Here is a 26,591-nt window from a genome sequence, read left to right as displayed (position 1 = left end):
TTACCGCGCCAGCGGGTTGTGGCCCGGCAGCATCCGGGTGATTTGCAGGCCAAGGCGGCCCTCCACGTCGACCAGCTCGCCTTTCGCTATCGCATAGTCGCCGTGGCAGAGCAGCGCTTCGCCGGGCGTCACGTTATCGATCATCACCGTCGCGCCCGGAGCGAGGGCAGAGAGTTCTCCCAGCGTCAGCTGCAGCTGGCCGCAGCGTACCGACAGCGCCAGCGGCAGTACGGAGAAATCCGTGGCTTCCGTCGTCGATCCCTCGTCCCACTGGGGATCGGGGGTGATCGGCTGCTCAAACTCGTCAGGGGGCAAAGTCACGTCATCGTTCTCCATCTCGCTAAGATAAAAATGAGCCGTCGTACCGGGCGTTATCCGCAACTCTCCGTGCAGCAAACGCCCGGCGCAGCGGATCGTTCCACGCCCGTCCGGGGCAAAAAAAGGCTGCGGCGGCAGCACCACATCACCGCGCTTCAGCGCGCCTGGCGACAGCTCGACTTCGCCGATAATCAGCGGCAAAGCCAGTGGTAAATCGGACGGCAGCGGCATGGCCTCTCGCTGCCAGCCGGGTTTGCTCAGAAGACGCGACAGGGTGTCGGCAGAGAGCGCCAGCAGGCTGCGCGCCTCTCTGTCTCCCCATGTCAGCGTCATCACCAGCAGAAATTCGCCCGCTGCTTTTTCTTCCGTTACAGCTATGTGGCCGAACAGCGCCAGAAGTTCGCCAGAAAGTTGACTTTGCCACCACGGCCAGTACCAGCTTTGTTCCGGCGCGGATGCAGGCAGGGCAAAAGTAGGCGTGGCGGCCATCAGCGACAGCACCGCCTGCGCGTCGGTCAACGCCAACGTGCCAGCTTCGCACTGCCAGACGCTCATTTCGCCGGGCTGATAGTCGTCAGCCAGCGCCAGACGCAGCACGCCGGGTTCACCGGCCAGCTGCCAGGGATAAAAACAGCCCGCGCCAATTTGCCCGCGCAGCCGCGTGGCCTGTTTACTGAGTTTTTTTAGCGACAGCCTGTTCATGCTTCCGGCTCCGACGAGCGTCGTTCAAAACGCAGCCGTACCTGACAGGCCATGCGCTGACGCAGCGACAGACGGCAGCGCTCCTGATGCGGCAGCAGGACGCGCCAGGCGGCGGGCTGCAGCTGCAGGGCGATATCCCAACCGCCTGCGGCCAGCGCGGAAAAGCGGGCGTCGACGTGGCCCAGCTTCGGCAATAGCAGCGTCAGCGTCATCTCAGCGGGCGGGCGCTGCTCCGTGGCGGCGAGCAGATCCGTCTCGATTTCCTGCCACATCGCCATTGCGGGCGGTGCGCCGTAAGCGCTGCTTTCATCCAGCTGCGCAAAGCCCTGCTGCTGAGAATCAGACTGGCTGAAAGGCGGCGGCGTAAACGGCCTCTCGCCCTCTTCCAGCAGTTCGCTGAACAAGGCATCTTCTTCACGCGAGGGCCTGCGCGGCTCGCGGCGTAGCGCAACCTTTTCACCGTCGTCGGCAGGCTTCTCTTTACGCTGCGCGATGCGCGCTTCGCCGCGCTGCTCCCTGTGACGTTCCGTTGTCTGGCGCTGGAGATCGTGCTGCTGTTGCAGCCGCGCCGCCTGTCTCTGTGCGGAAAGGGTAATCATTCGCTTACCTCCTGCTGTAGTAAAAATTCCAGTTTCTCCACGTCGCGCTGTCGCTGCCGCGTCTCCTGACGCGCCGCCTCGACGCGCTGCTGCTGGTCATGCTGAGCCTGGGTCAGCTCGTGCAGCTTCAGCTGTCCGCTGTGCACCTTTTTCAGCGCCTGCTGCTCCTGTTCGAGGGCGCGTTCCAGCAGATAGCAGGCCTGACGGACGCCGCAGTTTTGCGCCGCGAAACCCGCTCTCAGCTGCTGATAGCCCTGCCGCCGCTCGTTCAGCTGTTCGCCGGCCCGATCCGTTTGCGTCTCCAGCTGGCGCAGCGTCTGCTCCTGCTCGCGCTGCTGTCTTTCGCTGCGGTTCAGCCGCTGACGGCGGATCGGCAGCAGCAGATCCAGCGTGCGCCGCAGCTCAACGGCGGCGACGTCGGCAACCGGCTCCGGTTCCGGATTAACGTGACGGCGCATAGCGGCTCACCTCTGACAGCTGAAAACAGGTCTGCTCGAAACCGGACGGCGCGCGCATCGCCTGCTGCAGATAGCCGTTGATGGCCGCCTGCGCCTCTACCGCCGCATCCGTCAGGCTGTCGTTGCCCGGCTGGTATTCGCCCAGCCGGATCAGCATTTCCACCTGCTGCCAGGCCGCCATCAGCTGGCGCACGGAAGTTGCCTCTTTAATCTGCTGGCGCGCCACCACGTTGCTCATGGTGCGGCTGAGGCTGGCAAGAATGTCGATAGCCGGATAATGACCGCGCTCCGCCAGCTTGCGCGTCAGCACGATATGGCCGTCAATCAGCGAGCGCACCTCGTCCGCGACCGGATCGTTCATCGAATCCTGCTCAATCAGCACCGAATAGAGCGCGGTGATCGCGCCGGTAGTGGTTTGTCCGGCGCGTTCAAGCAGGGTTGGCAGCAGCGTATAGACCGAGGGCGGCAGGCCGCCGCGTCCCGGCGGTTCGCCCAGCGCCAGGCCGATTTCACGCTGCGCACGGGCGAAACGGGTCAGGGAGTCCAGGATTAGCAGCACGCTTTTGCCCTGGTCGCGAAAGGCTTCGGCGATGGCGGTAGCGGTAAAAGCCGCGCGGGCGCGCTCCATGCTGCTGCGATCGGAGGTGGCGCACAGCAGCACCGTGCGGCTGCGCAGCTCGCTATCCAGCTCATGGTCAAGAAACTCACGCAGTTCGCGGCCGCGCTCGCCTATCAGACCAAACACAATCACGTCGCACGGCGTATTGCGCGCCAGTTCGGCCAGCAGCGTGGTTTTGCCGCAGCCTGCGCCCGCGAAAATACCCACGCGCTGGCCGACGCCCAGCGTCAGCAGCCCGTCGATGGCGCGCATCCCGGTCGGCAACGGCGTGTCGATCCTGGGACGGGCCGTCGGCGGCGGCGCATCGCCCAGCACCGGTTTGACATCGTCCGCTTCGCCCGGCAACGCAAACGCGCTGACGCTGCCCGCTTCAATCGGGCGACCAAAGCCGTCCAGCACGCTGCCCAGCAACTGCTGCGACACGCGGATGCTGTGCGGCAGAAACAGCGGCGTCACGCGGGCGCCCTGGGCGATGCCGTCCAGCTGGCCTAAGGCGGAAAGCAGCGTGTGCTGAGGGTTAAATCCCACCACTTCCGCCAGCACCCGCGTATTGTTTTTGCCCTCAATCTGGCAGAGATCGCCAATGCGGGCGCCCGGCAGGCTGCTCTCCAGCAGAATGCCGCTGATGCCGGTGATGCGCCCGTAAATAGCCACCGGCGAGAAGCGCGCCAGCCGCTGCTGATGGGCGGCAAACCAGTCGTCAAGCAGAGGAAAATCAGACTTCACCAGTTCACCTTTATCTTTTCCCGACCGGCGAATTCAACTTCGCTGGAGGTGATCGCCACCAGCCGCAAATCGCCAACCTGATCGCCGACAAACAGCCGCTCGCCGCCGTCCGTCACTACGTTAGCCCGCTTGCCGGTGGTGATCTGCACGATGCGGAAAGGCAGCTTCGCGCTGCGCAGTCGCGTATGGTTAACCAGCTGCGGCAGCACGTTATACTGCGCCTGAAAGCGCGTCAGCATCCTGTCGAGGATCTGTAACCGCTCTTTGCTCAGCTCGCCGTTGAGGATTAGTCGTCCTTTATCCATATCGATTTTCACTCCCGGCGTCAGGCCCCGGTCGCGCAGCATCGCCAGCAGCGGCGGCCGTACCTCCTGTAAGGTTTCCAGCATTTTGCGGCTGGAAGGCGTGGTGGAGGTCTGCGCCACGGTGGGCTGAAGGATCCAGCTGATAATCGTGAAGCTCAGCAGCAGGATCAGGCTGACCGACAGCACCTGGATACCGCGAGAAAAAAGGCGCGAAGGCGCGGGCGCGGATGCGGCAACCGGTGCGGCGACGGCCGCAGGCGCGACGGGCAGCGGCGGCGCGCGCATCGCTTCCCAGGGCTGCTCCGCCGGCGCCAGACAGAGCCAGACCTCGCCCAGCGCAAAAGGCGTATCGGGCGACAGCGGATCCAGCAACGTCAGCGGCTCACCCTCCGCCTGGCGCAACTGGCCTTCAATGCCGTGCAGCTGCCAGCGCTCGTCTTCAAAACACAGCGCGGCGTGCTGAGAAGCCACGCCGTCGTCAGTTAATTGCAGATCGGCCTCTTCGCTCTGGCCCAGCGTCCAGCGCCCGCCGCTGACCGGCAATGCCGCTCCCTGATGGCGGCCCGTGAGTACGCGTAGCTCAAACATAATCCGCTCCTCAGGCATCGAAAGCGTCGATGCCCTCCTCCAGTTCAAGACGACCGACAACGTTAATCGCCAGGTTGGTTTGCAGCTCGGCAAACGACAGCACCGGCACCTGATGGAACTCATCCTGAATCAAACCGCGCAGCGGACTGCGCAGATCCTGCGCCACCAGCAGCACCGCCAACGCCCGCTGTTCCGGCATAAAGGCGCTGCGCAACTGGGTCAGGATGGCCATCGTTTGTTCCTGCGGCAGCGCGAAAAAGACCTCGTTCTGCGTCTGGCGCAGCGCGTCGCGCAGCTGCTCTTCCATTTCCGGCGTCAGCAGCCAGACGTGCAGGCCATCATCCTGCGCGTACTGATAACAGATGTGTTCTTTCAGCGAGATACGCACCAGATCGGTCAGCAGGCTGATATCCCGCTCGTGCTGACCGTGTTCGATCAGCGCTTCAGCAATGGCGCGCACCGAGCGCAGCGGGATGCGTTCCGCCACCAGGTTTTGCAGCACGTTAGAGAAACGCGCAATCGGCATCACCCGCTGGAGCTCCTGCGCCAGCTCGGGCTGTTCGCTCTCCAGCCAGCCCATCAGCGCGCGCGTCTCCTGCAGACCGATAAAGTTGGGCGCGCTGGCATGGATGGCATTTTCCATTCTTTTCATCAGCAGCTCGTGAAAACCCCAGCGCGGCACGTTTTCGTCCTGAAGCACCGCGTGATCGGCAGGCAGCCACAGCAGCGTCGTTTCTTTTCTGGCCTCCGTGCCGGGCTGCACGCCCTCCTGCCCTGCCAGCGCTTCATGCTCGCTGCGGCTGACGGCAGGCGTCGTTACGCCAAAGGTGCCGATAACGCGCGGGATCTCGTAGACCGAATAGCGAAACTCATCGGCGGGCTGCTGCTCCTGAAACTCGATATCAAAAGCGGGCAGCGTAAAGCCGTAGTTATAAACGATGCTGTTGCGCAGGCGACGGATCGCCTGTACCAGCTCCAGCGTTTCCGCCGTGCCGCGCGCGTTGGCCGGAAATTGCAGCAGGTAGGGCCGCGTGGGGTTGAACTGGCGTAAATCTTCCGTGCCGTTGAGCTCGGGCGGGATCACTTCGTTTTCCATCTGCGGCTGGCTGGCTACCAGCTCTCTTTTTGTGCGCCAGACCTGAAAACTGCCCGAGGCCAGCGTCAGCAGCGCCAGCACGATAAAGACGCCGGTCGGCATCCCCGGCAGCAGCGCAAAACCGAACATGCCGAGGGAGGAAAAAATCCAGGCTTTGGGCTGGCTGGTGAGCTGCTCCGCAATTTCCCGGCCGATATTGTTATCCATGCTGCTGTCGCCGTCGGACGAAACGCGGGTGATAATCATCCCGGCCGTCAGCGAGATCAGCAGCGCCGGGATTTGCGCAATAAGGCCGTCGCCGATAGTCAGCACCGAATAGGTGTGCATCGCATCGCCTGCCGGCATTCCCAGCTGCATGACGCCAATGCTGAAACCGCCGATCAGGTTAATAAAGAGGATAACTAACCCGGCGATCGCATCGCCTTTTACAAACTTCATTGCGCCATCCATTGCGCCGAACAGCTGGCTCTCTTTCGCCAGATCGACACGTTTGCGTTTGGCGGTATTCACATCGATGATGCCCGCGCGCAAATCGCTGTCGATCGACATCTGCTTGCCCGGCATCGCGTCCAGCGTAAAGCGCGCGGCCACTTCCGCTACCCTTTCCGATCCTTTGGTGATTACCAGGAAGTTCACCACGGTCAGGATCAGGAACATCACCATCCCCACCGCAAGGTTGCCGCCGACCACAAAGGTGCCAAAAGCGGCCACGATATGGCCTGCGTCCTGCTGCACCAGGATCTGTCGCGTGGTGGAAATCGATAGTGCCAGCCGGAACATGGTGGTTAGCAGCAGCACTGCCGGAAAGCTGGAAAACGCCAGCGGCTTGGGCAGATACATCGCCAGCACCACCAGCAGCGAAGAGAGACAGATATTGACGGCAATCAGTGCGTCGATCAGCCCCAGCGGCAGCGGAATAATCAGCATAAACACGATCGCCAGCGCAAACATCGCGCCGATGATCTCGGAGCGCTGCATGGCCGCCAGCGCGATGCGGTTGAGGATCAAAAACAGGTTGTTCATACCGCTCCCTGACTTCCCGCGCGGTTCTGCTCATTAACAAGTTTGGTGATGGTAGCGCGCAGCAGCGTCGCTGCTTCCGGCTGATTTTTCTGATCCCGCCACAGCTTTGGCAGCATATCGTTGACCAGCGGCAGCAGCCCGTTCAGAAAGCGCATCCGCGCCTGCGGCAGTTCGACCGCGAACTCTTTCAGGATGGCGGTGATATCGCGCGGCTGTAGCCCCATTTCCGCGATGCCCAGCAGACGTCGGGTCATCGCCAGGCCGTCAAGCGCAGAGAGCGGAATTTTCCCGCCGCTGCGTAACCGGTTAAGCATCTTGTCGCTGCGAGCGATCATCTGCGTCAGCTGCCCCGCCTCGCTCAGGGCAACATGGATTTTGTGCAGCGAGCGCGAAGAGAGTGAAGGCGTCAGCGAGGCAATATCCTCCGCGAGCGCGCGCTGTAGAGTACGCAGCCCCGGTACAAACTGTTCACGGCCAAAACGCTCCAGCAGGCTGTCCAGCATGACCGCCGCCGACTGATGCTTAACGATGCCGTGATAGTAGAGATTACGTATCGCCTGCTTTTCCGTGGGATCGGTGGTAAAGCTGGCAATGGCCGGAGCCGTATTCAGCCCGGCCCTTACGCTTTCGCCGTACTGCTCGTCGAGTTTGTTCAGCGCCTCGCCAGCGGCGTTGGCGGTGGCGATATCGCCGCTGCGATCGGCTTCGCGCAGCGTCATCCGCAGCAGCAGATCGCAGCGCGCCGGATCGTTGTCCACAGAGGCCACCAGCTGCTCCGCATCCGGCTCCCGCTCCAGCACCCCTTTCAGTGCACCAAGCCGTGCCTCCAGCTTCTCCTGCTGTTCGTCGTCCAACATCTGGTAGAGTTCGCCAAGCCGCTCGATGCGCTCTACCGCGCCGCGATTGCTGCGCAGATGCTGGGTATTAATCTGCCGACGGTTCAGGCCCTTGGTTTTTTTCTCTACTTTTTCGCTGAACATCATGCCGATCTCTTCCAGCGAATCGGTTAGCGATGCTGCCGCCAGCGGGGTGTTTACCGGTCTTGCCCGAACCTCCGCGCCCGTGCCGGTACCCGTTGCTGCCGGACGCGATATATCCTGCTTTAACACCGTTTTGGCCAGCGCCTGTTGATACTGAAGAGAAGATTGGACTTTTATCATCCCGGCCCCAAAGGTTGATTTCGCGATGGGATTAAGTGGTAAAAAAACCAAGCCGGTTCCCCAATAAATAAAAGTAAAAAAAAGACGACCTGCTGAAACTTTCAACCTCCGTTATTAGTGTAAAAACTTGCACAACTCTTTTTGCTTTTTTGTCGACATTTGTCTCAGATGATTCTTAGTTAATTCAGAACAACCGCGCTATGACTGCTATTTCATCTTTTTTTTGGCCTGGCACACCCTTTGCAATAACAACGTATCTGAATAATGCCTGGAGCAAAAAAATGTTAACCGCCACGCCAATTGAAATGTCATTTACCCCTGAAGCCCCGGTCACCGTTTTATGGCAGGAAATTCTTTGCCAGCAAAATCGCAAGCTGCATAATTTTATTCGCAAGCGTGTTTCAAATCGGGAGGACGTGGAGGACATTGCGCAAATGACCTGTGTGGAAGTGCTGCGCAACAGCCATAAATTTTTAGGCGCATCGCGGCCGGAAACCTGGCTTTTTGGCATCGCTGCCAATCTGATCCGCAACTACTACAAAACGCATCAGAACCGTTTCCTCTTTGACAGCATCAATGAAGACAACGTGCTGGAGCTGATTCAGGAATGCGATCCCAGCGATATTATCGCTAACGATCAGTTACTCAGCGTGATGGCCGCGTCGATCGATCGCCTGCCGGAAGAGACGCAGCGGATGCTGACGATCCTGGTGGAGCGCAACGGTAGCTACCAGGACGTGGCCACCTCGCTGAATATACCATTAGGCACGGTAAAATCGCGCCTGTCGCGCGTTCGTGAATCGCTGAAAAGCACGATAGGCTGAGGAGCAGGATTTTTGCAGGCTGATGCGCATAATAATTAATTATTTGCGATCCGTCACCATTTTCAGAGTCAGGTTAATGGTCACCTGACAAAATATTTGCTGTACTGAGTCGGTTAGGAAATTTTTCTGAGCTGCACGATAAGCTGTAATAATTTATGCTTATTATCCCTTTTTCATTAAACAGAGAGAGAAATGCTTTCGTCTGAGATATTTAGCCTTAACGTCAGTAAAGAGCCTTATAATGGCCGCGCCATTCTGCCCGACTTCGCGCTTGACCGCGTTAACGACGCCATCTATTTGGTGCGTCAGAATGCCCAACTGGCTTATATCAATAATAAAGCCTGCGAAATGCTCGGTTATAATTACCAGGCGCTTATTCGATTAAGCTATTCCGATATTGAAGGCGAGTTGCAGGATCCCGACGTCGCCGCGCTGTGGTGGAAACTGAGCCTGCGGCCGGAAGGGATCCGCTTCACCTCGCAGCACCGTATGCATAACGGCGAAATTATCCCGGTCGAGGTTAACTCCAGCGCCTGGGAGCACGAGGGCGAGATGCTGGTGCTGTGCGTGGTGCGCGACGTGCGCGAGCTGAAGCAGCGCACGGAGCGCTATTTGCAGCAGGAGCAGCAGTTTCGCTCGCTGGTGGAAAACTCGCCGGATCTGATCGCCCGCTTCGATACCGATCTGCGCTGTCTTTATGCTAATCCGCGCGTGCTTGATTTAATCGGCTGTAGCGAAGAGAAGGCGCGCGGCTGGCGGCTTACCGACAGCATTCCGTTTGATGAGCCCGGTATGCAGCTGTTTCGCCTGGTTTCCAATACGCTGGCAAGCGGCGAAAAGAGCGAATCGGAACTGGAGGCGCGCTTTGGCGAGCGCGCGATGGTGCTGCACGTGCGCTGCGTACCGGAATACGATTTGAAAGGCGAAGTGGTAACAATCCTGGCCGTGGGCCGCGATATAACGCGGCTGCGGGAAGTGGAAAACGAAGTGCGCGCCGCGCATCATCAGCTGCGCCTGCTCGCCAGCAATCAGCAGGAGCGCACCGAGCAGGAGCGCAAGCATATCGCGCGGGAAATCCATGATGAACTGGGCCAGCATTTAACCAGCCTGCGCGCCGGGCTGTCGGTTATCAGCATGCAAAGCAAAAATCCTGCTCGCGTTTCCAGCCAGGTGAATTACCTGATGACGCTGATCGACAGCACTATCCAGGTGGTGCGCGACGTCTCCACGCGGCTGCGCCCCAATATGCTGAATATGGGGCTGATGCCCGCGCTGGAATGGCTGCGCGACGAGTTTGTCAAAAACGGCGGCTGTAGCTGTATGCTGATTGTTCCGGAAGGCAAACCGATAGCGCTCTCCGATCAGGTGGTGACCACGGTGTTCCGCATCGTGCAGGAGTCGCTTACCAATATTTCCCGTCACGCCCGTGCCAGTAAGGTCTCTATTATCGTCCAGACCACCCGCGATGCGCTGGTGATCCAGGTACGCGATAACGGCCGCGGTTTCCAGATGCACTCCGTGCGTCACGACGCTTTCGGGCTTTTAGGGATCAAAGAGCGTGTGGATATGCTGAATGGTCAGGTGACCATCACCAGCCGTCCCGGCGAAGGTACGCAGCTGGAACTGACTCTTCCACTGAAAAACCAGCCTTATTTTCCGTCAGCAACCAGGGATGCAGGATGAATGATGTCATAAGATTAGTGATCGCCGACGATCACGCTCTGATGCGTGAAGGGCTGAAACAGATATTTGCGCTCGACGACCATATCACCGTCGTGGGCGAGGCTGGTGACGGCGGTCAGGTACTGGAAAGGCTGCGTCTTGGCGGCCTCGATCTGCTGCTGCTGGATATCTCGATGCCCGGCATCAGCGGCGAAGATTTAATTAACCGTATCCGCTCGCAGTATGAAGATCTGCCCATTCTTGTGCTGAGCATGTTTAACGAACCGCAGATTGCCCGTCGCGTGCTGAACTGCGGCGCGGGCGGCTACATCACCAAGGATAAGGATCCGGACGCGCTGCTGGCGGCGATCCGCAGCGTGGCGCGCGGATCGCGCTATATCGACCATGATCTGGCGCAGGAAATTGTTTTTGCCGAGTACCAGAACGGCAACCGCGCGCTGCACGAGACGCTGACGACCCGCGAACGCCAGATCCTGCTGATGCTGGCGCACGGCGAAACCATCAACGCCATTGCCGAGGCCCTGGCAATCAGTAATAAAACCGTCAGCACCTATAAGTCGCGCATGATGGAGAAAATGCAGTTCAGCAGCAACGCCGATATCGTCAGATACGCGATCAGCCACCGCCTGGTGCAGTAGCTTCGGGCGTTTTGACTTCCGTTTCTTCCACAGGCGGCGTCTCTGCCGCCTGTGGTTTCTCTGGCTGCCAGGCGCGGTGATGGCGCTTGCTGACCAGGAAAATCGGCGTGGCGATAAACAGCAGCAGACTGCCCGCCATGCCGCAAACCAGCAGGCTGATGCCGCCCGGCCAGCCCGCGCCGGAGGTTAATCCGGCCACGACCAGCGCCAGGATAAAAAAGAAGGAAAGCGTCAGGCTGACCGGCCAGATATTAGTGATATCCATATCGCTGAGCGCCATTTTCACCGGTTTCACCGCGCGCTTCTCGGCCTCTTTCTCTGCCCGGATCCTGCCTTTTACCGCTTCCAGATCGATGCCCGGCGCAATAAAGTCGCCCAGCTGCTGCGGATGGTACAGCTCGTCAAAGACGCGCGCGACGGGCGGGAAAGTCAGCGGCCAGCTGGCGCTATGCACGCCGTAGGCGGTCAGCGCGGGCAGGGTAATGCGCGGCAGCTGCACGGGTTGCAGATAGCGGTTGTTGTAAACCACCCAGCTCTGGCGCGTTTCACCCCGCATGACGTGATAAAGCCGAAAGCGATCCGCCGGCGGGTAATGCAGATGACTGACGCGCGCGCGTATCGTGGGAATATGATGGTAGCGACAGTAGTTGACCCGACCCTGTCCCTGGGCGGCCAGCAGCACGCCCAACGCAGGTAAAAAATACCAGGAGGTACCATCCGCCGCGAACGGGCCATTAAGATGCTCAAGAAACCTTGCTTCGCTGCTGCCGTTCAGGTGTTCAGGCCACCAGCGCCAGCTGCGCCCAATCACGCGTTCGGTCGGCACGTTAAATACGCCCATCGGCTCGGTTTCCGCAGGCAGAATGGCGAAAGGAAAAATCTTGCTGAAAAAGGTCAGCGCGTCATCCGCCCCATCCCATTCACCGCCTGCTTCCAGGCCATGCAGATTTGAGGTCAGCTCCGCCCAGCCGTTTTTACCCAGCAAATCGACCTGATATTTGGTATCCGCCAGCCTTTTACCCAGCCGCAGAATCGACGACGGAATGCCGTCCAGCGGCAGATCGGGCACCTGGAAAGCGATGTCTGTTTGTTCTTCCATACTGCAATAATCCCCAAAGGCGAGCGCCGGCCCATTCGGTCAGATAATAAAAAGCAGCCACAAGGCTAAATATGAAAAGCTGCGTCAGCGGCCGACGGCAGCCCCGCCAAAAAATTTGGCTTAAGTTAAAAATTCGCGATAATTCAAAAGATTATACGTACCAGCCTTGTTATCTGGCAACCCATGAAATAATCTGCGACAAGAAAAAGAATGAAGCTTACCGCGCCAGGAAAATAGTCGTTAAAAAAGAAAAGGTAAGCGTAGACTGTTAATCCACAATTAAAGTAGCAGAATAATGACAGAGATCGATTCGGCAGAATAACTCTGCTTAAGTTAAATTGGCGGTAACAATAACTTTTGTTTTTTTCCACGTCGACCGATGCTTTCTGATAGCCAGACGAGCTGATGCGGCTCGCAAATCACGCCAGCCTTGTTTCATGCATTTTCATTATTTTATTCGCCGTTATCCAAAGCTAAAAAGCGATACCCTTCTGCGGCCAAAAAGCGCCTGTTCGTTATTGCCGGAAAAAATGAGAGGCATAAAGTTGATCCGCACCGCAACAAAGCGGCACTGGCCTGAAACACCAGCGCGGCAGCACTCAGGAGAGGCAAAACGACAAGGTGAGACAGCATGGTAAACGCGGATCATCCCGGCTTGCGGGCCGGTCATTTCAGCAGGAAGCAACGCAAAAAGAGAAGGCATGAAGGTCAAAATCGCAAAACCTGAATCTGACGTGGATAACATCAAAAACTATATCAGCGATATCAGAACGGATATGCGGGAGATGCGTTACGATATCGACAAATTAAACATCAATCTGCGTCTGGAAATGAAATCCGACTTTCGGCTGATATTTGCTGTGCTTATTGCCTCGGTGTTGGGGCTGGCGGCGCTGATGGCGAAAGGGTTTTACTGGTTTTGAACCGGCACAGGGCAAACCGGCGCAGCCGTTGCGCTTACGCCAGGCCTACCGCAACCCTACGCACAGCATCACAACCTTTATCGCTCTGCTTCGGGCTGGCCGCCACTCTCTTACCGCAATGCCACAGTCAGAGGACAGAAAGGGCTGACCGGATAAGCGGACCGTTTGGCGCATGGACGCGCCAACCGAGCCTCCAGGGAAGGATGCACGGCTTGTCCGTGTTCCGATCTGCCCTTTCCGCCTTACATCAGGCTTGCCGCGACTTCAACTCCACAGCTAAATTAAAAATGCTTAAAGCGCCATCTGTAACAGCAGGCAGCCTGCCAGTCCACATACCGCAATAATCGTTTCCAGCACTGACCAGGAACGCAGCGTCTCTCCGATGCTCAGGTTAAAGTACTCTTTAAACAACCAGAAACCCGGATCGTTAACGTGCGAGAAAATCACGCTGCCGGAACCCACCGCAATCACCATCAGCTCCGGGCTGACGCCCGTGGTGACAATGATTGGTGCTACAATCCCGCCTGCGGTGATCGCCGCAACCGTAGCCGACCCCAGCGCCAGACGCAGCGCGGCGGCAATAGACCAGGCCATCAAAATAGGCGATACCGAACTGCCCTCCATCAGGCTGGCGATATATTTGTCCACGCCGCTGTCGACCAAAACCTGTTTAAAGGCACCGCCGCCGCCGATAATCAGTAGCATCATGGCAATAATTTTGATGGAATCGCCCAGCGTGTCCGTAATTTGCTCCATGGTGCGGCCACGATTCAGCCCAAACGTAAAGATGGCAATCAGTACCGCAATCAGGGTGGCCATAATGGGGTCGCCGAAAAATTCCGCGTACGGTAGCAACACATGCCCTTTTGGCAGCACCATCTCCGCCACCGCGCGCACCGCCATCAGCACTACCGGCACCAGCGCCGTCCAGACGCTGACCGCAAACGTCGGCATCTCCGCTTCGCTAAAGCTCTTCGGGTTATACAACCCCTGCGGCACCGGCTTATCAATGCCTTTTAAAAAGCGTGCAAACACCGGCCCGGCAAGGATCACCGTCGGGATCCCCAGCAGCGTGCCGTACAGCAGCGTTTTGCCCATATCGGCATGAAACAGCGTTGCTATAGCCGTAGGGCCTGGGTGCGGCGGCAGAAACCCGTGCGTCACCGAAAGCGAGGCCGCCATCGGCACGCCAACAAACAGCAACGGCACGCGGGCAGCCGCCGCGATGGACAATACCAGCGGCAGCAGCAGCACAAAGCCAACCTCATAAAACAGTGCGAAGCCGACGGTAAAGCCAGTCAGCACCACCGCCCACTGAATGTGATCCTTGCCAAACTTATTGATAAGCGTAGTGGCGATGCGCTGCGCGCCTCCGCAGTCCGCCAGCAGCTTCCCCAGCATTGCGCCAAATCCCATAATCAGCGCCAGGCTGCCCAGCGTACCGCCAACGCCAGCTTTTATTGAGGTAATAACTTTATTAACGGGCATTCCCTGCATAACGCCCACCGCCAGCGCCACGAGGATCAGCGCGATAAAACCGTTTAGCTTGAAACGAACCATCAGCAACAGCAGCAGCGCTACGCCGATGACGACAAAGAGTATTGGCATGATGTTTCTCCGGCAGCCTGTGGGCCGCTTCTGTTTTTCTGCCGGATGCGGCAGGCGTAAGTAGGGGAACAACAAACAGGTACTGACCTGCTGCTGGCATGTTAACGGTAACATGGCGCAACTAAAATGGTCTGCCGCAGTGGAATTTACAATTTGAGATGAAGATCAAACTTTTGTTACTACCGTTTTTTTACGTGAAGATAACAACATTGAGAAGAAACCGGCCTGACCGCAAGGCCGCTCCAGCTTTAAACAGCGGTCTGGCTTTTGATCAACATACCGATATCGGCAGCGTCGCAAAAGAGCGCAAAAGCTGCCTCAGTCAGACAGAGCGTCCAGATAGATCCGGGCGGCCATAACCGTTGAGAAAAAAAGCGTGCGGCTGCCGAATATCAGCACGCCCGACGCAGAGAGCCACTCATAATGCCAGCAGTCGATGCCAGCGTGGGCCAACTGCCCTGCCGCATCCCCACGCTCATTATGGCTAAATTGCCTGCGCCAGCGCCGTGGAAGTCAGATACATCAGTAATAATGTTAACAATATGGCCCTCATCTCCCTTTTTCTGTGGCACATCCACACACATACTTTTCAGCCCGCTTACTTGACCTGCAACAAGCAAATTTGACTTAAAGTCAAAGATAATGTAACAAAATAATTCTGTATGCATCAAAATGCGTTTTTCTGGTTTAACATTTACATTGCTTTGCGTAGAGATGATTGCTCCCGGTAACTATCAGCCCGGCGATAACAATCATTCACGCAATTTTTAAACCTCAGAAATCCTAATGGCAACATAAAGATAACATTAGCTTCTGTAGGGGCGTTAATCGGCAGTTTAATTTCCAATTTGTGCGCTTATTCGCGGGATTGATATTCTGTTAAGTTTCTGTGCTACGCGCTATTATAAAAAAAAGATAAGTTTCCTTTTTTATTGACTCATCCGTTCACAGGCGTGAAAACGTAATGAAAACGTTTTCACACGCTGAAAAGTACATTATTTTTACACAAATGTAGCAAGAGGTAATTATAGTTTAACAATAGGAGTCAACAATTTAACGCAGCGGTGAAACAATTCATCGCAAAGATCCATGCTGTTATATCTGAGATTCCTATTACTGTTGCTACTCCTTCTCCCGATTTGGTCTCAGGATCAAACTTCGTTGAAATAACCGCATAAACAGGGCCTGCACTGCAGCTCTATTGTTAACGTGCGGTAAATAAAAAAGAAAGGCAGTTTATGTTAGATCGAGGTCAGCAATGTTTGGATTAGATGCGTTCCACCTGGCGAGGATACAGTTCGCGTTTACCGTTTCCTTCCATATTATCTTCCCGGCTATCACCATCGGGCTCGCCAGCTTCCTGGCGGTGCTGGAAGGTCTGTGGCTGAAAACGAAAAACGAAGATTATCGCGACCTGTACCACTTCTGGTCGAAAATCTTCGCCGTCAACTTTGGTATGGGCGTGGTGTCCGGCCTGGTGATGGCGTATCAGTTCGGCACCAACTGGAGCGGCTTCTCGCAGTTTGCGGGCAGCATCACCGGTCCGCTGCTGACCTATGAAGTGCTTACCGCGTTCTTCCTTGAAGCTGGCTTTCTGGGCGTGATGCTGTTTGGCTGGAACCGCGTGGGGCCGGGCCTGCACTTCTTCGCGACCTGCATGGTCGCGCTGGGCACCATCATCTCTACTTTCTGGATCCTCGCCTCTAACAGCTGGATGCAGACGCCGCAGGGCTATGCCATTCAGGATGGGCTGGTCGTGCCGGTAGACTGGTTTAAGATTGTCTTTAACCCGTCCTTCCCGTTCCGCCTGCTGCATATGTCCACCGCGGCTTTCCTGGCGAGCGCCTTCTTTGTTGGCTCTTCCGCTGCCTGGCACCTGCTGCGCAAAAACGACACGCCAGCAATTCGCAAAATGCTCTCTATGGCATTGTGGATGGCGCTGATCGTATCGCCAATTCAGGCGGTGCTGGGCGATGCCCACGGTTTGAATACGCTTGAGCATCAACCGGCGAAAATCGCGGCGATCGAAGGCCACTGGGAAAACCCGCCGGGTGAACCTACCCCGCTGATCCTGTTCGGTATCCCGGATATGGAGCAGGAAAAAACCAAATACGCGCTGGAAATTCCTTATCTGGGCAGCCTGATCCTGACGCACAGCCTGGACAAGCAGGTACCGGCGCTGAAGACCTTCCCGAAAGAGGATCGTCCTGACTCGCTGATCGTGTTCTGGTCATTCCGCGTGATGGCCGGCCTGGGAATGCTGATGATTACGCTGGGCGTGGTCAGCCTGTGGCTGCGTTATCGCAAACGCCTGTACACCTCGCGTCCTTTCCTGTGGTTCGCGCTGCTGATGGGCCCTTCCGGTCTGATCGCGCTGCTGGCAGGCTGGTTCACCACCGAGATTGGTCGTCAGCCGTGGGTGGTTTATGGCCTGCTGCGTACCAAAGACGCGGTATCGGCGCACGGCGAGATGCATATGAGCATCAGCCTGCTCGCCTTTATCCTGGTCTATATGTCGGTGTTCGGCGTGGGCTATATCTACCTGTTTAACCTGATCAAGAAAGGACCGAAACAGGGCGAAGGCCACGATGAACCTGAAGGCGGCCCTGGCACACGTCATACTCAGGCGCGTCCTCTGTCTGCCGTGAAAGAAAAGTTAAACGCGCCGGAAAAGGATAAATAACGTGGGCATTGATACTTCTATTATCTGGTTCACCATCATCGTCTTCTCGACGCTGATGTACATCGTGATGGACGGATTCGATCTGGGTATCGGTATTCTGTTTCCGTTCAATAAAGACGCCGCCGAGCGCGACATGATGGTCAATACCGTCGCGCCAGTGTGGGACGGCAACGAAACCTGGCTGGTACTGGGCGGCGCGGCGTTGTATGGCGCCTTCCCGCTGGCCTATGCGGTGATCCTGGATGCGCTTTCCGTGCCGCTGACCCTGATGCTGATTGGTCTGATCTTCCGCGGCGTGGCGTTTGAGTTCCGCTTTAAGGCGACCGAAGTGCACCGTCCGTTCTGGGACAAGTCCTTTATCGTGGGCTCGTTTCTGGCGACCTTCAGCCAGGGTGTGGTGCTGGGCACCTTTATCAACGGTTTTGAAGTGACTAACCGTGCCTACAGCGGCCCTGAGCTGCTGTGGCTGACGCCGTTCTCGCTGTTCTGTGGCCTGGGTCTGGTCGTGGCGTACGCGCTGCTGGGCAGCACCTGGCTGATTATGAAAACCGAGAACGAGCTGCATCGCAAAATGACCGCGATCACTAAGCCCCTGCTGCTGGTGCTGCTGGCGATTATCGCTATTGTCAGCGTCTGGACGCCGCTGGAGCACGCCGACATTATGCATCGCTGGTTTACGCTGCCTAACCTGTTCTGGTTCCTGCCGGTACCGGTACTGGTGCTGCTGGCTTCCATCGCGCTGTTGCGCGCGCTGAAGCGTCATGCGCACTATTCCCCGTTCCTGCTGACGCTGGCGCTGGTTTTCCTGGGCTTTACCGGTCTGGGCATCAGCGTGTGGCCAAACATTATTCCGCCACACATCACCATCTGGATGGCGGCATCGCCACCGCAGAGCCAGGGCTTTATGCTGGTTGGCGGGCTGCTGATTATCCCGGTTATTCTGTTCTACACCTTCTGGAGCTACTACGTGTTCCGCGGGAAGATCAAACCGGACGAGCATTACCATTAATAACGGCTTATCGGAGGATAGTATGGTTGAAACTCAGCAGGCGCCTAAGCTCCCGGTGTGGAAACGCATCCTGTGGCTGGCCGTCATTTATGCAGGCAGCGTGCTGGCGCTTGGCGTTGTCGCGACGCTGTTTCGCTTTATGATGACCGCAGCTGGCATGAAGTCACACTGATACTCTGATTGCCGGTTGTTTGAAAGCCCACGCCCGCGTGGGCTTTTTTTATGCCTGGCGTGCCTAAAGCGCGTGAGGCCAGGAACTATCTGAGCCATTTACCGTTTTTTCTTTACATCATTCATAAATTTACACACAACCGCAGCGGCAAGCCTTCACTGATGGTCTATGCTTTAATTTCTCATGAGGAAATCATGTCATCAAGAAGGAGGCACTATGAGTCTACTAGATAAAGCTAACGATAAAGCCGAAGAAGCGCTGGGCAAAGGCCAGGAGCAGTTTGGTAAGGCCGCCGAGTCTCCGGAGCATGAGTTCAAAGGCAAGGTTCGTCAGGGCGCTGCCAAAGCTTCTTATGCCGTTGACGATGCGCTGGACTGCGTGAAGACCAAAACGCAGGATTCCCCTTTCGTTTCGCTGGCGATTGCCGCGGGCGTGGGCTTCCTCGCCGCGAAGATTTTCGGTCGCCGCTAGTCGCGCAACGTTGCTGCATCAGGGCCGGTTATCCGGCCCTTTTTTTTGTCCTCACTTCGTCATCCTCTCCGTTTTTCGTTCCGCCCTCGCCTGCAGATACCCTGTAAAGCGTGATCCATGCCGCTTTTTTCGCAAAACCCGAACTTATTCAGCACTATTTATAACAATATAATTCCGAATTAGTGCTTTCATTCTGCCGCACAGGCCATCGCTCCCGCCTTTAGCCAGCCATTTCCTCCTTACTGTACGCATTGTGCCGGAGATAATGCTGATAAAAGCATGATGGCCGCGACCGCGTTTCCGCCCGTGGAAGCGCAGCGCTATCACTAAAACAGGGTTTCCCAATATGAAAAGCGAATCCACCTTGAAAAGAACAGTGGCGTTCTGTGGTGTTGGATTACTGCTGGCCTCCGGCCAGGCGCTGGCGGACTACGCACCGCTCAGCATCGACTCGCCTTACGCCTTTGGCGACTGGGGCGGCAACCGTAGCCAGCTTGAGCAGGACGGCGTGCAGTTTCAGGTGAACTACACCATGGAATCCGCCAGCAATTTCTCCGGTGGCTATAACCAATCCACGTCGGCACGCTATACCGATCAGTGGGGCTTTGGCACCACGCTGGATCTGGAAAAGCTGCTGAACTGGACCGATACCCAATTTCAGGCAACCGTCACCAGCCGTAACGGCCAGAACCTGACGGACTATATCAACGATCCGCGCTCCGGCGGCCTGTCATCGGTGCAGGAAGTCTGGGGACGTGGACAAACCTGGCGTCTGACGCAGTTCTGGATCAACAAAGGTTTCTTTGACCACGCGGTGGAAGTGAAAGCGGGTCGCGTAACCGTAGGTGAAGACTTCGACAGCTGGCCAAGCAAGTTCCAGAACCTGGCGTTCGGCGGCGGTCAGGCGGGCAACTGGCGTGGCGATCGCTGGTACAACTGGCCGGTTTCCCAGTGGGGCGGCCGCGTGAAATTTAACTTTACGCCGGAAGTCTTTCTGCAGGTCGGCTTCTATAACCAGACGCCTTCCAACTACGATACCGGCAACGGCTTCCGCCTTGACGGCAGCCCTACCGAAGGCAATCTGGTGCCGGTCGAGCTGGGCTGGCAGCCGACGCTGGGCGCGGATAAGCTACAGGGCAACTACCGCGCGGGCTTCTACTACTCTTCGGTAAAAGGTGATAACTACAGCTCTTACCGCAACGGTCAATACGGCGAGGACAACCACTCTTACGGCGGCTATCTGCTGTTACAACAGCAGCTGTTAGCGATGGGCGGCGATAATAAGCGCGGCCTGAGCATTGTAGCCCAGGGCGTAATGAACGATCACAAGACCTCAAAAACCGACAATTATCAGTCGCTGGCGCTGGTCTGGACCGGGCCGTTTGACTCCCGTACGGAAGATGAAATCGGTATCGGCGCGGCGCGTATTCACGTTAATGACGACTACAGCAAAATGCTGCGCCAGACCAACCGGGAAAACGGCGTAAACGATTATGATAATCCAACTTACCTGCCTATCCAGAGCGGCTCGGAATATAACTACGAGATTTATTACAACGCTCACGTCACTAACTGGATGAACCTGCGTCCTAACCTGCAATACGTTGCTTCGCCAGGTGCAGTCAGCGAAGTGAAAGATGCCTTTGTTGGCGGCATTACCGCAACCATCAACTTCTGATGTTGTTCAGGCGGGCTTTACGGCCCGCTTTTTTCCCCCGCAATGCCTCTTCCCTTACGTTATCAATCCACACAAACGCCGTCGTTTACTGCTGCGCATAGCTGAGCGTGACGGGCGCATCAGGCAATTTAGTAAAGCGGGTAATAATCTGGTGGAAATCGGCGGTGGGCTCCAGCTTGCTGAACGCCTGTGGATAAAGATCGCGCGCCAGCATTTCCATCCCGATAATATTATACGGGTGATTGTAGAAATGATGGTAAATCCCGTACACCCTGCCCTGCTGCACTGGCGCAATTTGCTGAAGGCCACTGCGGTTGACCAGCGTGGTAAAAGTCGCTTTCACTTCCTGCGGCGAAACATTATAGCCAAACGGCAGCACATTTTTATTCGGCCGTTTCGAGCCTGTCATAATATAAACGTCCGGTTTCATGGCGATAACTTTCTCCAGCGCGACAAAGCCTGAAGCCCCGGGCAGCAGCGCCGAGCCGATGTTTTTACCGCCGACGGCTTCTACCAGGCCACCCCAGCCGTTATGGCCGTGCGTAAAGCAGCAGCTGTCCGAGTTGCCCGCTATCGGTTCGATAAAGACCCTGGGCTTTTTAGCCAGCTGGCTGATGGTTTGCTGCATGGCATCAAAACGCTGGTGATAAAAATCCGTATAAGCCTTCGCGCGCGGCTCCTGGTTCAGCACCTTGCCCAACAGGGTAATGCTGTTGGCGGTGTTCTGGGCCGGATGCAGTTCATAATCGATAAACATGACCGGGATATGCAGGCGCTGCAGCGTATCCAGCACGCCGGTTTGCTTCAGTGCCGCTTTGGCGCGCAGCTGAGCGATCATCAGATCCGGCTGCTGTGCCACCACGCTTTCCAGGTTCACCTGTCCCTGGTCATTAAAGCCCATATCAATGATCTTAGCTGCCTGCGGCCAGGTTTTACTGAGCAGCGCCCAGGTCTGCGGATCCTGCTTTTTCGGCAAATTATTCCAGGCTACGACGCGATGAAAAGGGTTCTCCCGATCGAGCAAGGCCAGCGCCATGATGTCACGACCGTCCTGCAGGATGACATGCTGCGGCTCTTTGGCCAGGGTGATTTTTTGATTATCCATATCGGTAATCTGTAGCGGATAGGTAGTCGCGGCGGCACCCGCAGACACAGCCAGGGAAGCCAGTAACAGCCAGCGGCGGATCATTGCATCTCTCCTTTAAAAATAAGCGAGGCTGACTATACCGATAATCATTGCGCATTGCTTCTCTTTCGGCGGCGTTCCTGTTGCGCAGGGACAGGCTTTGCGCTCTGTCGCCGGCCCATAAAAAAAGGGCAGCCCGAAGGCTGCCCTTGTTATTCGTCAGAAGCCAGCGGCTTCAAACTTATTTCTTCGCATCGTCCGGCAACGCATAAGCAACGATATAGTCGCCCAGCTTGGTGCCGAAAGAGCCGTGACCACCTGCCGCGATCAGCACGTACTGCTTGCCGTTCACTTCATAGGTCATTGGGGTTGCCTGGCCGCCAGCTGGCAGACGCGCTTCCCACAGTTTTTCGCCGTTGGTGACGTTGAACGCACGCAGATAGTTATCTGCCGTTGCGCCGATAAACATCACGTTACCTGCCGTAGAGATTGGGCCACCCAGCATAGGCATACCCATTTTGAACGGCAGCGGCACCGGCGAGCTGTCACGAACGGTACCGATGCGTTTTTTCCACACGATATCGTTGGTTTTCAGGTCAACCGCAGAGATGTAGCCCCATGCTGGCTGCTTACAAGGGAAGCCCAGCGGAGACAGGAACGGGTTCAGGGTCACGCCGTACGGCACGCCGTACTGCGGCTGAACGCCAGTCTCGCTGCCGCTGCCGCCTTTGTCGTTCTCATCCGGCCACATTGGGTTGTTTGGACCACGTGGGATCAGACGGGAAACGAACGGCAGCGCCATTGGGTTGGTAATGGCAATCTGACGGTCGGTGTTCACTGAGATACCGCCCCACTCGAACATGCCCAGGTTACCCGGGAATACCAGGGTGCCCTGCTCTGACGGCGGCGTGAACGGGCCTTCATAACGCAGGCTGTGGAACATCACGCGGCAGATCAGCTGATCGTAAATCGTCGCGCCCCACATGTCCGCGCCAGACAGCTTGTCTTTTGGACGATAGGTCAGCTCAGAGAAGTGCTGAGTAGGAGACAGACGGTCGCCTTTTGCCGGGCCCTGAGGCACTGGCGTTTCTGGCGCAGGAACGACTTCTTTACCGCTACGACGATCCAGAACGAAGATGTCGCCGGTTTTGGTTGGTACATAGATAACCGGAACGGTGCTGCCGTCTTTAACGGTAATGTCCGCCAGCGTCGGCTGGGCCGGCACGTCCATATCCCACAGATCGTGGTGAACGGTCTGGTAGAACCAGGCCACTTTACCGGTAGTCGCGTTCAGCGCCAGCATACCTGTCGCGTAGCGCTCCATTTCCGGCGTGCGGTGACCGCCCCAGATATCCGGCGTAGCTACGCCAATTGGCAGGTAAACCAGATCCAGTTTGGCATCGTAAGCAGCAGGCGCCCACGAGTTAGGTGAGTTAGCCACATAGTGCTGCTCGCCTTCCGGCACCACGTTCGGATCTTTCGCGCCCGGATCGAATGCCCACAGCAGTTTACCCGTGTTGACATCAAAACCACGCACCACGCCAGAAGGCTCTTTGGTGGAGTAGTTATCGGTTACCGCACCGGCCACAACGATAGTGGTATCGGTAACGATTGGCGGAGAAGTGGGTTCGTAAGCACCAGCACGTGCGTTAGGCATATTCTGCTGCAGGTTCAGCTTGCCGTTTTCGCCGAATTCCGGGCACAGCGCGCCGGTTTCCGCATCCAGCGCGTACAGGTGACCATCGTTCACCGGCAGGATAACGCGACGTGCGCACAGCGCAGGCTTGCCGCCAGCCGGCACATCGGCCGCCGCTGGGGTTTCATGATAGGAAACGCCACGGCAGGTTACGTGCTGGAAGGAAGGATCGGTTTTCAGCTGCGGATCGAATTTCCACTTCTCTTTACCGGTAGCCGCATCCAGCGCAAACAGGATTTGGTGAGGCGTACACAGATAGAGGGAATTGCCGATTTTGATCGGGGTGACTTCGTCAGTCATTTCGCCCGGATCGGTTGGGCGCTTCATATCGCCGGTACGGAAGGTCCACGCTTCTTTCAGCTGGCCAACGTTTTTATCGTTGATCTGCGTCAGCGGCGAATAGCGAGTGCCGGCCTGGGTACGACCGTAAGCAGGCCAGTCGCCGGCAGCGATGCCGTCAGCCGATTTTTCCGCGTTCGCGGCCTGTTCCGTACTGAGCGAGCCGTTGATTTCCTGCGGATCGTTGAGCACGGCGTAAGCCAGGGCGATAACCGTAACCACCAGCACCGCGCTCAGTGCGCCGCGTGCCGCTTTGCCCTGAGACAATCCACGGTAAACGAAAGGCAGCACCAGCCACAGGCCGAGGAAGAAGGTCACGTCCAGACGCGGCGTCAGTGCCCAGAAGTCTGAGCCGACTTCCCACAACGACCAGATAAGCGTTGCCAGAAGGAATACCGCATACAGCATCAGCGCTGAAGAACGGCGACGGAACAGCAGCCAGGCGACAACCAGTTCAACCACACCGGCGATGATGTAGTAGAACGAGCCGCCGAGTTTGGCCAGCCAGATACCGCCAATCAGCAGGTATAACCCGCTGAGTGCGGCAAATACAGCCGTAAGGATCACGAGAGTTCGTGATAACGGTGCTTTACTTTGCATAGTATGGACCTTACCAAAATTTAACGTCTTCGATTAGGCAGCAGCCCAATCGTAAAAAAACACCCGGTTACATACAGCTTATCCATCCCGGTGCTTTGAACCTGCCGCCAGGCTTACGCCCGACGGCTGGCTGTTCTGGATTAGAGTTTACATAAAGGTATAAGTGAGCGTCGCGCCGACGCCGTAATTCCGTCCCGGCGCCGGTTCGTAGTAACGTCCGTTGCCTTCGTTAACGATGACCGAGCCGACGTACTCTTTGTCAAACAGGTTATCGACGCGGGCAAAGGTATCAAGCGACCACTTATCCCAGTTAAAACGATAGCCGCTATTCAGGCTGGCGACGGTATAGGATGGCGCCTTAGCGTCATTTTCATCGTCGGCCTGAACGCTGCCCATATAGCGGACTTCCGCGCCCGCGTGCCAGCCCTGTTCCGGCAGCCAGCCTAAAGAAGCGTAGCCCATATTCTTCGCCACACCCGGCAGGCGATTGCCGGAAGGCGTGCAGCTGCCGCCGCTATCGCAGGTTTCGTTGCGGTAGGTAGCATCCAGCAGCGTCCAGGCCATTTTCAGCTGCCAGTTTTCGGCGAACTGTTGATCGAGCGCCAGCTCCAGGCCGCGACGACGGGTTTTACCCGCGTTTTTATACACGGCGCGACCGTTGCTGCTTTGCGCCACCACCAGCTCGTTATCGGTGTTGGTCTGGAACAGCGCGGCGGTAAATAAACCGTAGCCGATGCGGGTTTTGCTGCCCAGCTCGAAGGTGTCGCTGGTTGACGGCTTCAGGCCCAGGTTCAGCCCGGTCTGGCTGCCGCTGATGGAGCGGTAGGAAAGCTCGTTAATCGTCGGCGTTTCAAAACCGCGACCGGCAGAGAAGTAAAGATTGGAGGCATCGGTCAGCGCATAGTTCAGCGAGCCCATCGGCAACAGCTTGTGATAGCGCTTGCTGCCGCTGTCGTCCCCGTTGCCGGTGGTCATATAATAGTCGGTGGAGTCAAAGCTGACGGTGCTGTAGCGCAGTCCGGCATCCAGCGTCCATTTTGAGGTCAGATCCCAGCTGGTTTGCAGATAGGGATCGAGATTCCACATCACGTTCTTTTCGTTGCGGCGCAGACTGCCCTTCTCGCCCAACAGCGTGCTGCCGTTATCGATACGATAATTTTCAAACCCCTGACGACGTTCGGTCAGGGTTTCATAATCCAGGCCGCCGATCAGGCTGAACGGCACGGAACCGAGCCGATCGTCGTGCTGCCAGCGCGTATCCACGCCGGAATATTTACGTTCCAGCACGATCACGCCGCCTGGGTAAGCCGGGTTTTTCTGTACGGCAACGGGGATCGACTGATACTGCGTGGTGTGACGCTCGCCGTGCCAGGCCGTAAGCGTAAGCCGATCGCTATCGCTCATTTCGCGCTGATAGCGCAGGCCCAGCTGGGTCTGGTCAAGACTCTTACGAGTATTGTAGGCCTCCCCACGCGGCGACTGGCGAGGGTTCGCTTTCCACTCGTCGCGGGTCAGGCCGCCGGGATCGTTGGCATCCACCGACACGCTGTTAAACATCAGCGTTAGCGTGCTGACATCGTCGATGCGCACGCCGAATTTGCCGTTGCCCAGGTTTTTTTGCGTGCCGCTCTGGTCGCGGAAACCATGCGTGGTGAAACGCGCCCCGGAAATCATATAGTTCACGTCGCCCGCATGCGTGCCGTCGCCGGTTGCACCGCTCGCTTTAACGCTGTTGCGCCAGCTACCGTAGCTGCCGTAATAAGTGCCTGCGGTTAAGGTGGTCGGCTGGCTGCCGGTTTCGCTGTCGATGTTGACCACGCCGCCGGAAGCGTTGCCATAAAGGGCGGAGTAAGGGCCGCGCAGCACTTCAACCTTATCAACCGAATTGATATCTATATTAGAGGTCTGGCCCTGCCCGTCCGGCATCGTAGAGGGGATGCCGTCAACGTAAACGCGCACGCCGCGCACGCCATACATGGCACGACTGCCAAAGCCGCGAACGGAGAGCTGGAGATCCTGTGCGTAGTTCTGTCGGTTCTGAATTTGCAGGCCGGGCACGCTGCCCAGCGTTTCTGACAGATTTACCTGCGGCACGCTGCTGCGCAGCTGCTGACCGCTGACCACGCTGACGGCGGCTGGCGTATCCAGTTCAGAAAGCCCGCTGCGCTGTTTGATGACCATCAGCGAGTTCTCCGGCGAGGAGGCGGCATCCTTCTGCGCGGCGGCAGGCTGTGCATGGCTGGTCACAGGCTGAAGCAGGAGCAGCGGCGTCAATAAAAGAGCAGATTTTCTATTCACAGGATTGGTTCGGTTGATCAATTCGTTGTCAGAATGCGTGCAGCCTGACGCCCGATAAAACTTCTCTGCTGTCGATAAAAACGCCAGCGCAGAAAAAGTATACAAGCTGTTTTGAAACTTGCCTGCTAATCCCCTGCAAAATAAGGGTAA

22 protein-coding genes are annotated in these 26,591 nt (G+C 57.1%); 9 read left to right on the top strand and 13 right to left on the bottom strand.

The genetic code is table 11. From position 1 onward, the window contains the following. The 7 genes from EGK14_RS07825 to sctW are packed head-to-tail and all read right to left on the bottom strand — an operon-like array spanning position 1 to position 7,594. The gene (locus tag EGK14_RS07825) at positions 1-1,020 is read right to left on the bottom strand and encodes a FliM/FliN family flagellar motor switch protein (protein WP_125288529.1); all 1,020 of its coding nucleotides are present in this window, start codon (positions 1,018-1,020) and stop codon (positions 1-3) included. Continuing rightward, on the bottom strand, positions 1,017-1,619 hold the full coding sequence (locus tag EGK14_RS07820; protein ID WP_125288528.1) for a type III secretion system HrpP C-terminal domain-containing protein: 603 nt from the start codon (positions 1,617-1,619) through the stop codon (positions 1,017-1,019). The genes EGK14_RS07825 and EGK14_RS07820 overlap by 4 nt, the downstream gene beginning before the upstream one ends. After that, the gene (locus EGK14_RS07815) at positions 1,616-2,077 is read right to left on the bottom strand and encodes a type III secretion protein (protein ID WP_125288527.1); all 462 of its coding nucleotides are present in this window, start codon (positions 2,075-2,077) and stop codon (positions 1,616-1,618) included. Before EGK14_RS07815 ends, EGK14_RS07820 begins: the two co-directional genes overlap by 4 nt. Beyond that, positions 2,061-3,422, bottom strand: coding sequence for a type III secretion system ATPase SctN (gene sctN / locus EGK14_RS07810; protein ID WP_125288526.1), 1,362 nt, complete (start codon positions 3,420-3,422; stop codon positions 2,061-2,063). Before sctN ends, EGK14_RS07815 begins: the two co-directional genes overlap by 17 nt. Further along, a complete protein-coding gene (locus tag EGK14_RS07805; protein ID WP_125288525.1) occupies positions 3,419-4,315 on the bottom strand; it encodes an FHA domain-containing protein in 897 nt (298 codons plus the stop codon). The genes sctN and EGK14_RS07805 overlap by 4 nt, the downstream gene beginning before the upstream one ends. 10 nt (positions 4,316-4,325) lie before the next feature. After that, the gene (gene sctV, locus EGK14_RS07800) at positions 4,326-6,434 is read right to left on the bottom strand and encodes a type III secretion system export apparatus subunit SctV (RefSeq protein WP_125288524.1); all 2,109 of its coding nucleotides are present in this window, start codon (positions 6,432-6,434) and stop codon (positions 4,326-4,328) included. Next, entirely contained in the window at positions 6,431-7,594 is a 1,164-nt protein-coding gene (sctW, locus tag EGK14_RS07795; RefSeq protein WP_125288523.1) for a type III secretion system gatekeeper subunit SctW, read from the bottom strand. Before sctW ends, sctV begins: the two co-directional genes overlap by 4 nt. A gap of 281 nt (positions 7,595-7,875) precedes the next feature. Here sctW and EGK14_RS07790 point away from each other — a divergent pair, with 281 nt between their 5' ends. The 3 genes from EGK14_RS07790 to EGK14_RS07780 all read left to right on the top strand — a co-directional run bounded on the left by EGK14_RS07790 (position 7,876) and on the right by EGK14_RS07780 (position 10,739). Then, positions 7,876-8,418, top strand: coding sequence for an RNA polymerase sigma factor (locus EGK14_RS07790; RefSeq protein ID WP_125288522.1), 543 nt, complete (start codon positions 7,876-7,878; stop codon positions 8,416-8,418). A gap of 192 nt (positions 8,419-8,610) precedes the next feature. Continuing rightward, complete coding sequence (locus tag EGK14_RS07785) at positions 8,611-10,101, top strand: PAS domain S-box protein (RefSeq protein ID WP_125288521.1); 1,491 nt, start codon at positions 8,611-8,613, stop codon at positions 10,099-10,101. Continuing rightward, the gene (locus EGK14_RS07780; protein ID WP_125288520.1) at positions 10,098-10,739 is read left to right on the top strand and encodes a response regulator transcription factor; all 642 of its coding nucleotides are present in this window, start codon (positions 10,098-10,100) and stop codon (positions 10,737-10,739) included. Before EGK14_RS07785 ends, EGK14_RS07780 begins: the two co-directional genes overlap by 4 nt. Here EGK14_RS07780 and EGK14_RS07775 read toward each other — a convergent pair. After that, entirely contained in the window at positions 10,717-11,838 is a 1,122-nt protein-coding gene (locus EGK14_RS07775) for a hypothetical protein (RefSeq protein WP_125288519.1), read from the bottom strand. The genes EGK14_RS07780 and EGK14_RS07775 overlap by 23 nt on opposite strands. Before the next feature lie 463 nt (positions 11,839-12,301). Further along, complete coding sequence (locus EGK14_RS07770) at positions 12,302-12,550, bottom strand: hypothetical protein (RefSeq protein ID WP_125288518.1); 249 nt, start codon at positions 12,548-12,550, stop codon at positions 12,302-12,304. On the opposite strand from EGK14_RS07770, the gene EGK14_RS07765 reads away from it, so the two are divergent. Beyond that, the gene (locus EGK14_RS07765; RefSeq protein WP_125288517.1) at positions 12,540-12,761 is read left to right on the top strand and encodes a hypothetical protein; all 222 of its coding nucleotides are present in this window, start codon (positions 12,540-12,542) and stop codon (positions 12,759-12,761) included. The genes EGK14_RS07770 and EGK14_RS07765 overlap by 11 nt on opposite strands. 291 nt (positions 12,762-13,052) lie before the next feature. On the opposite strand, the gene gntT is transcribed toward EGK14_RS07765, so the two are convergent. Next, a complete protein-coding gene (gene gntT, locus EGK14_RS07760; RefSeq protein ID WP_125288516.1) occupies positions 13,053-14,369 on the bottom strand; it encodes a gluconate transporter in 1,317 nt (438 codons plus the stop codon). A 1,258-nt stretch (positions 14,370-15,627) separates the two neighbouring features. Here gntT and EGK14_RS07755 point away from each other — a divergent pair. The 5 genes from EGK14_RS07755 (at position 15,628) to EGK14_RS07735 (ending at position 20,382) form a co-directional block, all read left to right on the top strand. Then, positions 15,628-17,052 carry a cytochrome ubiquinol oxidase subunit I gene (locus tag EGK14_RS07755; protein WP_125288515.1) on the top strand — a complete coding sequence of 475 codons (1,425 nt, stop codon included), beginning with the start codon at positions 15,628-15,630 and terminating at the stop codon, positions 17,050-17,052. A 1-nt stretch (position 17,053) separates the two neighbouring features. Next, positions 17,054-18,061: a cytochrome d ubiquinol oxidase subunit II gene (gene cydB / locus EGK14_RS07750; RefSeq protein WP_125288514.1), complete on the top strand. Its 1,008-nt coding sequence runs from the start codon at positions 17,054-17,056 to the stop codon at positions 18,059-18,061. A gap of 22 nt (positions 18,062-18,083) precedes the next feature. After that, the gene (locus EGK14_RS07745) at positions 18,084-18,233 is read left to right on the top strand and encodes a DUF2474 domain-containing protein (protein ID WP_125288513.1); all 150 of its coding nucleotides are present in this window, start codon (positions 18,084-18,086) and stop codon (positions 18,231-18,233) included. Positions 18,234-18,449: 216 nt separating this feature from the next. After that, positions 18,450-18,704 (top strand): CsbD family protein, encoded by a 255-nt coding sequence (locus tag EGK14_RS07740; protein ID WP_125288512.1) that lies wholly within the window; start codon positions 18,450-18,452, stop codon positions 18,702-18,704. A 346-nt stretch (positions 18,705-19,050) separates the two neighbouring features. Beyond that, positions 19,051-20,382, top strand: a complete 1,332-nt coding sequence (locus EGK14_RS07735) for a carbohydrate porin (protein ID WP_125288511.1) — start codon at positions 19,051-19,053, stop codon at positions 20,380-20,382. Between the two features lie 85 nt (positions 20,383-20,467). On the opposite strand, the gene EGK14_RS07730 is transcribed toward EGK14_RS07735, so the two are convergent. The 3 genes from EGK14_RS07730 to pqqU form a co-directional block, all read right to left on the bottom strand. After that, positions 20,468-21,571 (bottom strand): ABC transporter substrate-binding protein, encoded by a 1,104-nt coding sequence (locus EGK14_RS07730; RefSeq protein ID WP_125288510.1) that lies wholly within the window; start codon positions 21,569-21,571, stop codon positions 20,468-20,470. 178 nt (positions 21,572-21,749) lie between these two features. Then, on the bottom strand, positions 21,750-24,143 hold the full coding sequence (locus EGK14_RS07725) for a glucose/quinate/shikimate family membrane-bound PQQ-dependent dehydrogenase (protein WP_125288509.1): 2,394 nt from the start codon (positions 24,141-24,143) through the stop codon (positions 21,750-21,752). Between the two features lie 147 nt (positions 24,144-24,290). Then, on the bottom strand, positions 24,291-26,459 hold the full coding sequence (gene pqqU / locus EGK14_RS07720) for a TonB-dependent receptor PqqU (RefSeq protein ID WP_370256143.1): 2,169 nt from the start codon (positions 26,457-26,459) through the stop codon (positions 24,291-24,293). Between the last annotated feature and the right edge of the window lie 132 nt (positions 26,460-26,591).

This window comes from Erwinia sp. 198, from assembly GCF_003937915.1.
Classification (GTDB): Bacteria; Pseudomonadota; Gammaproteobacteria; order Enterobacterales; family Enterobacteriaceae; genus Erwinia; species Erwinia aeris.
This window is presented reverse-complemented; position numbering and strand designations above follow the sequence as displayed.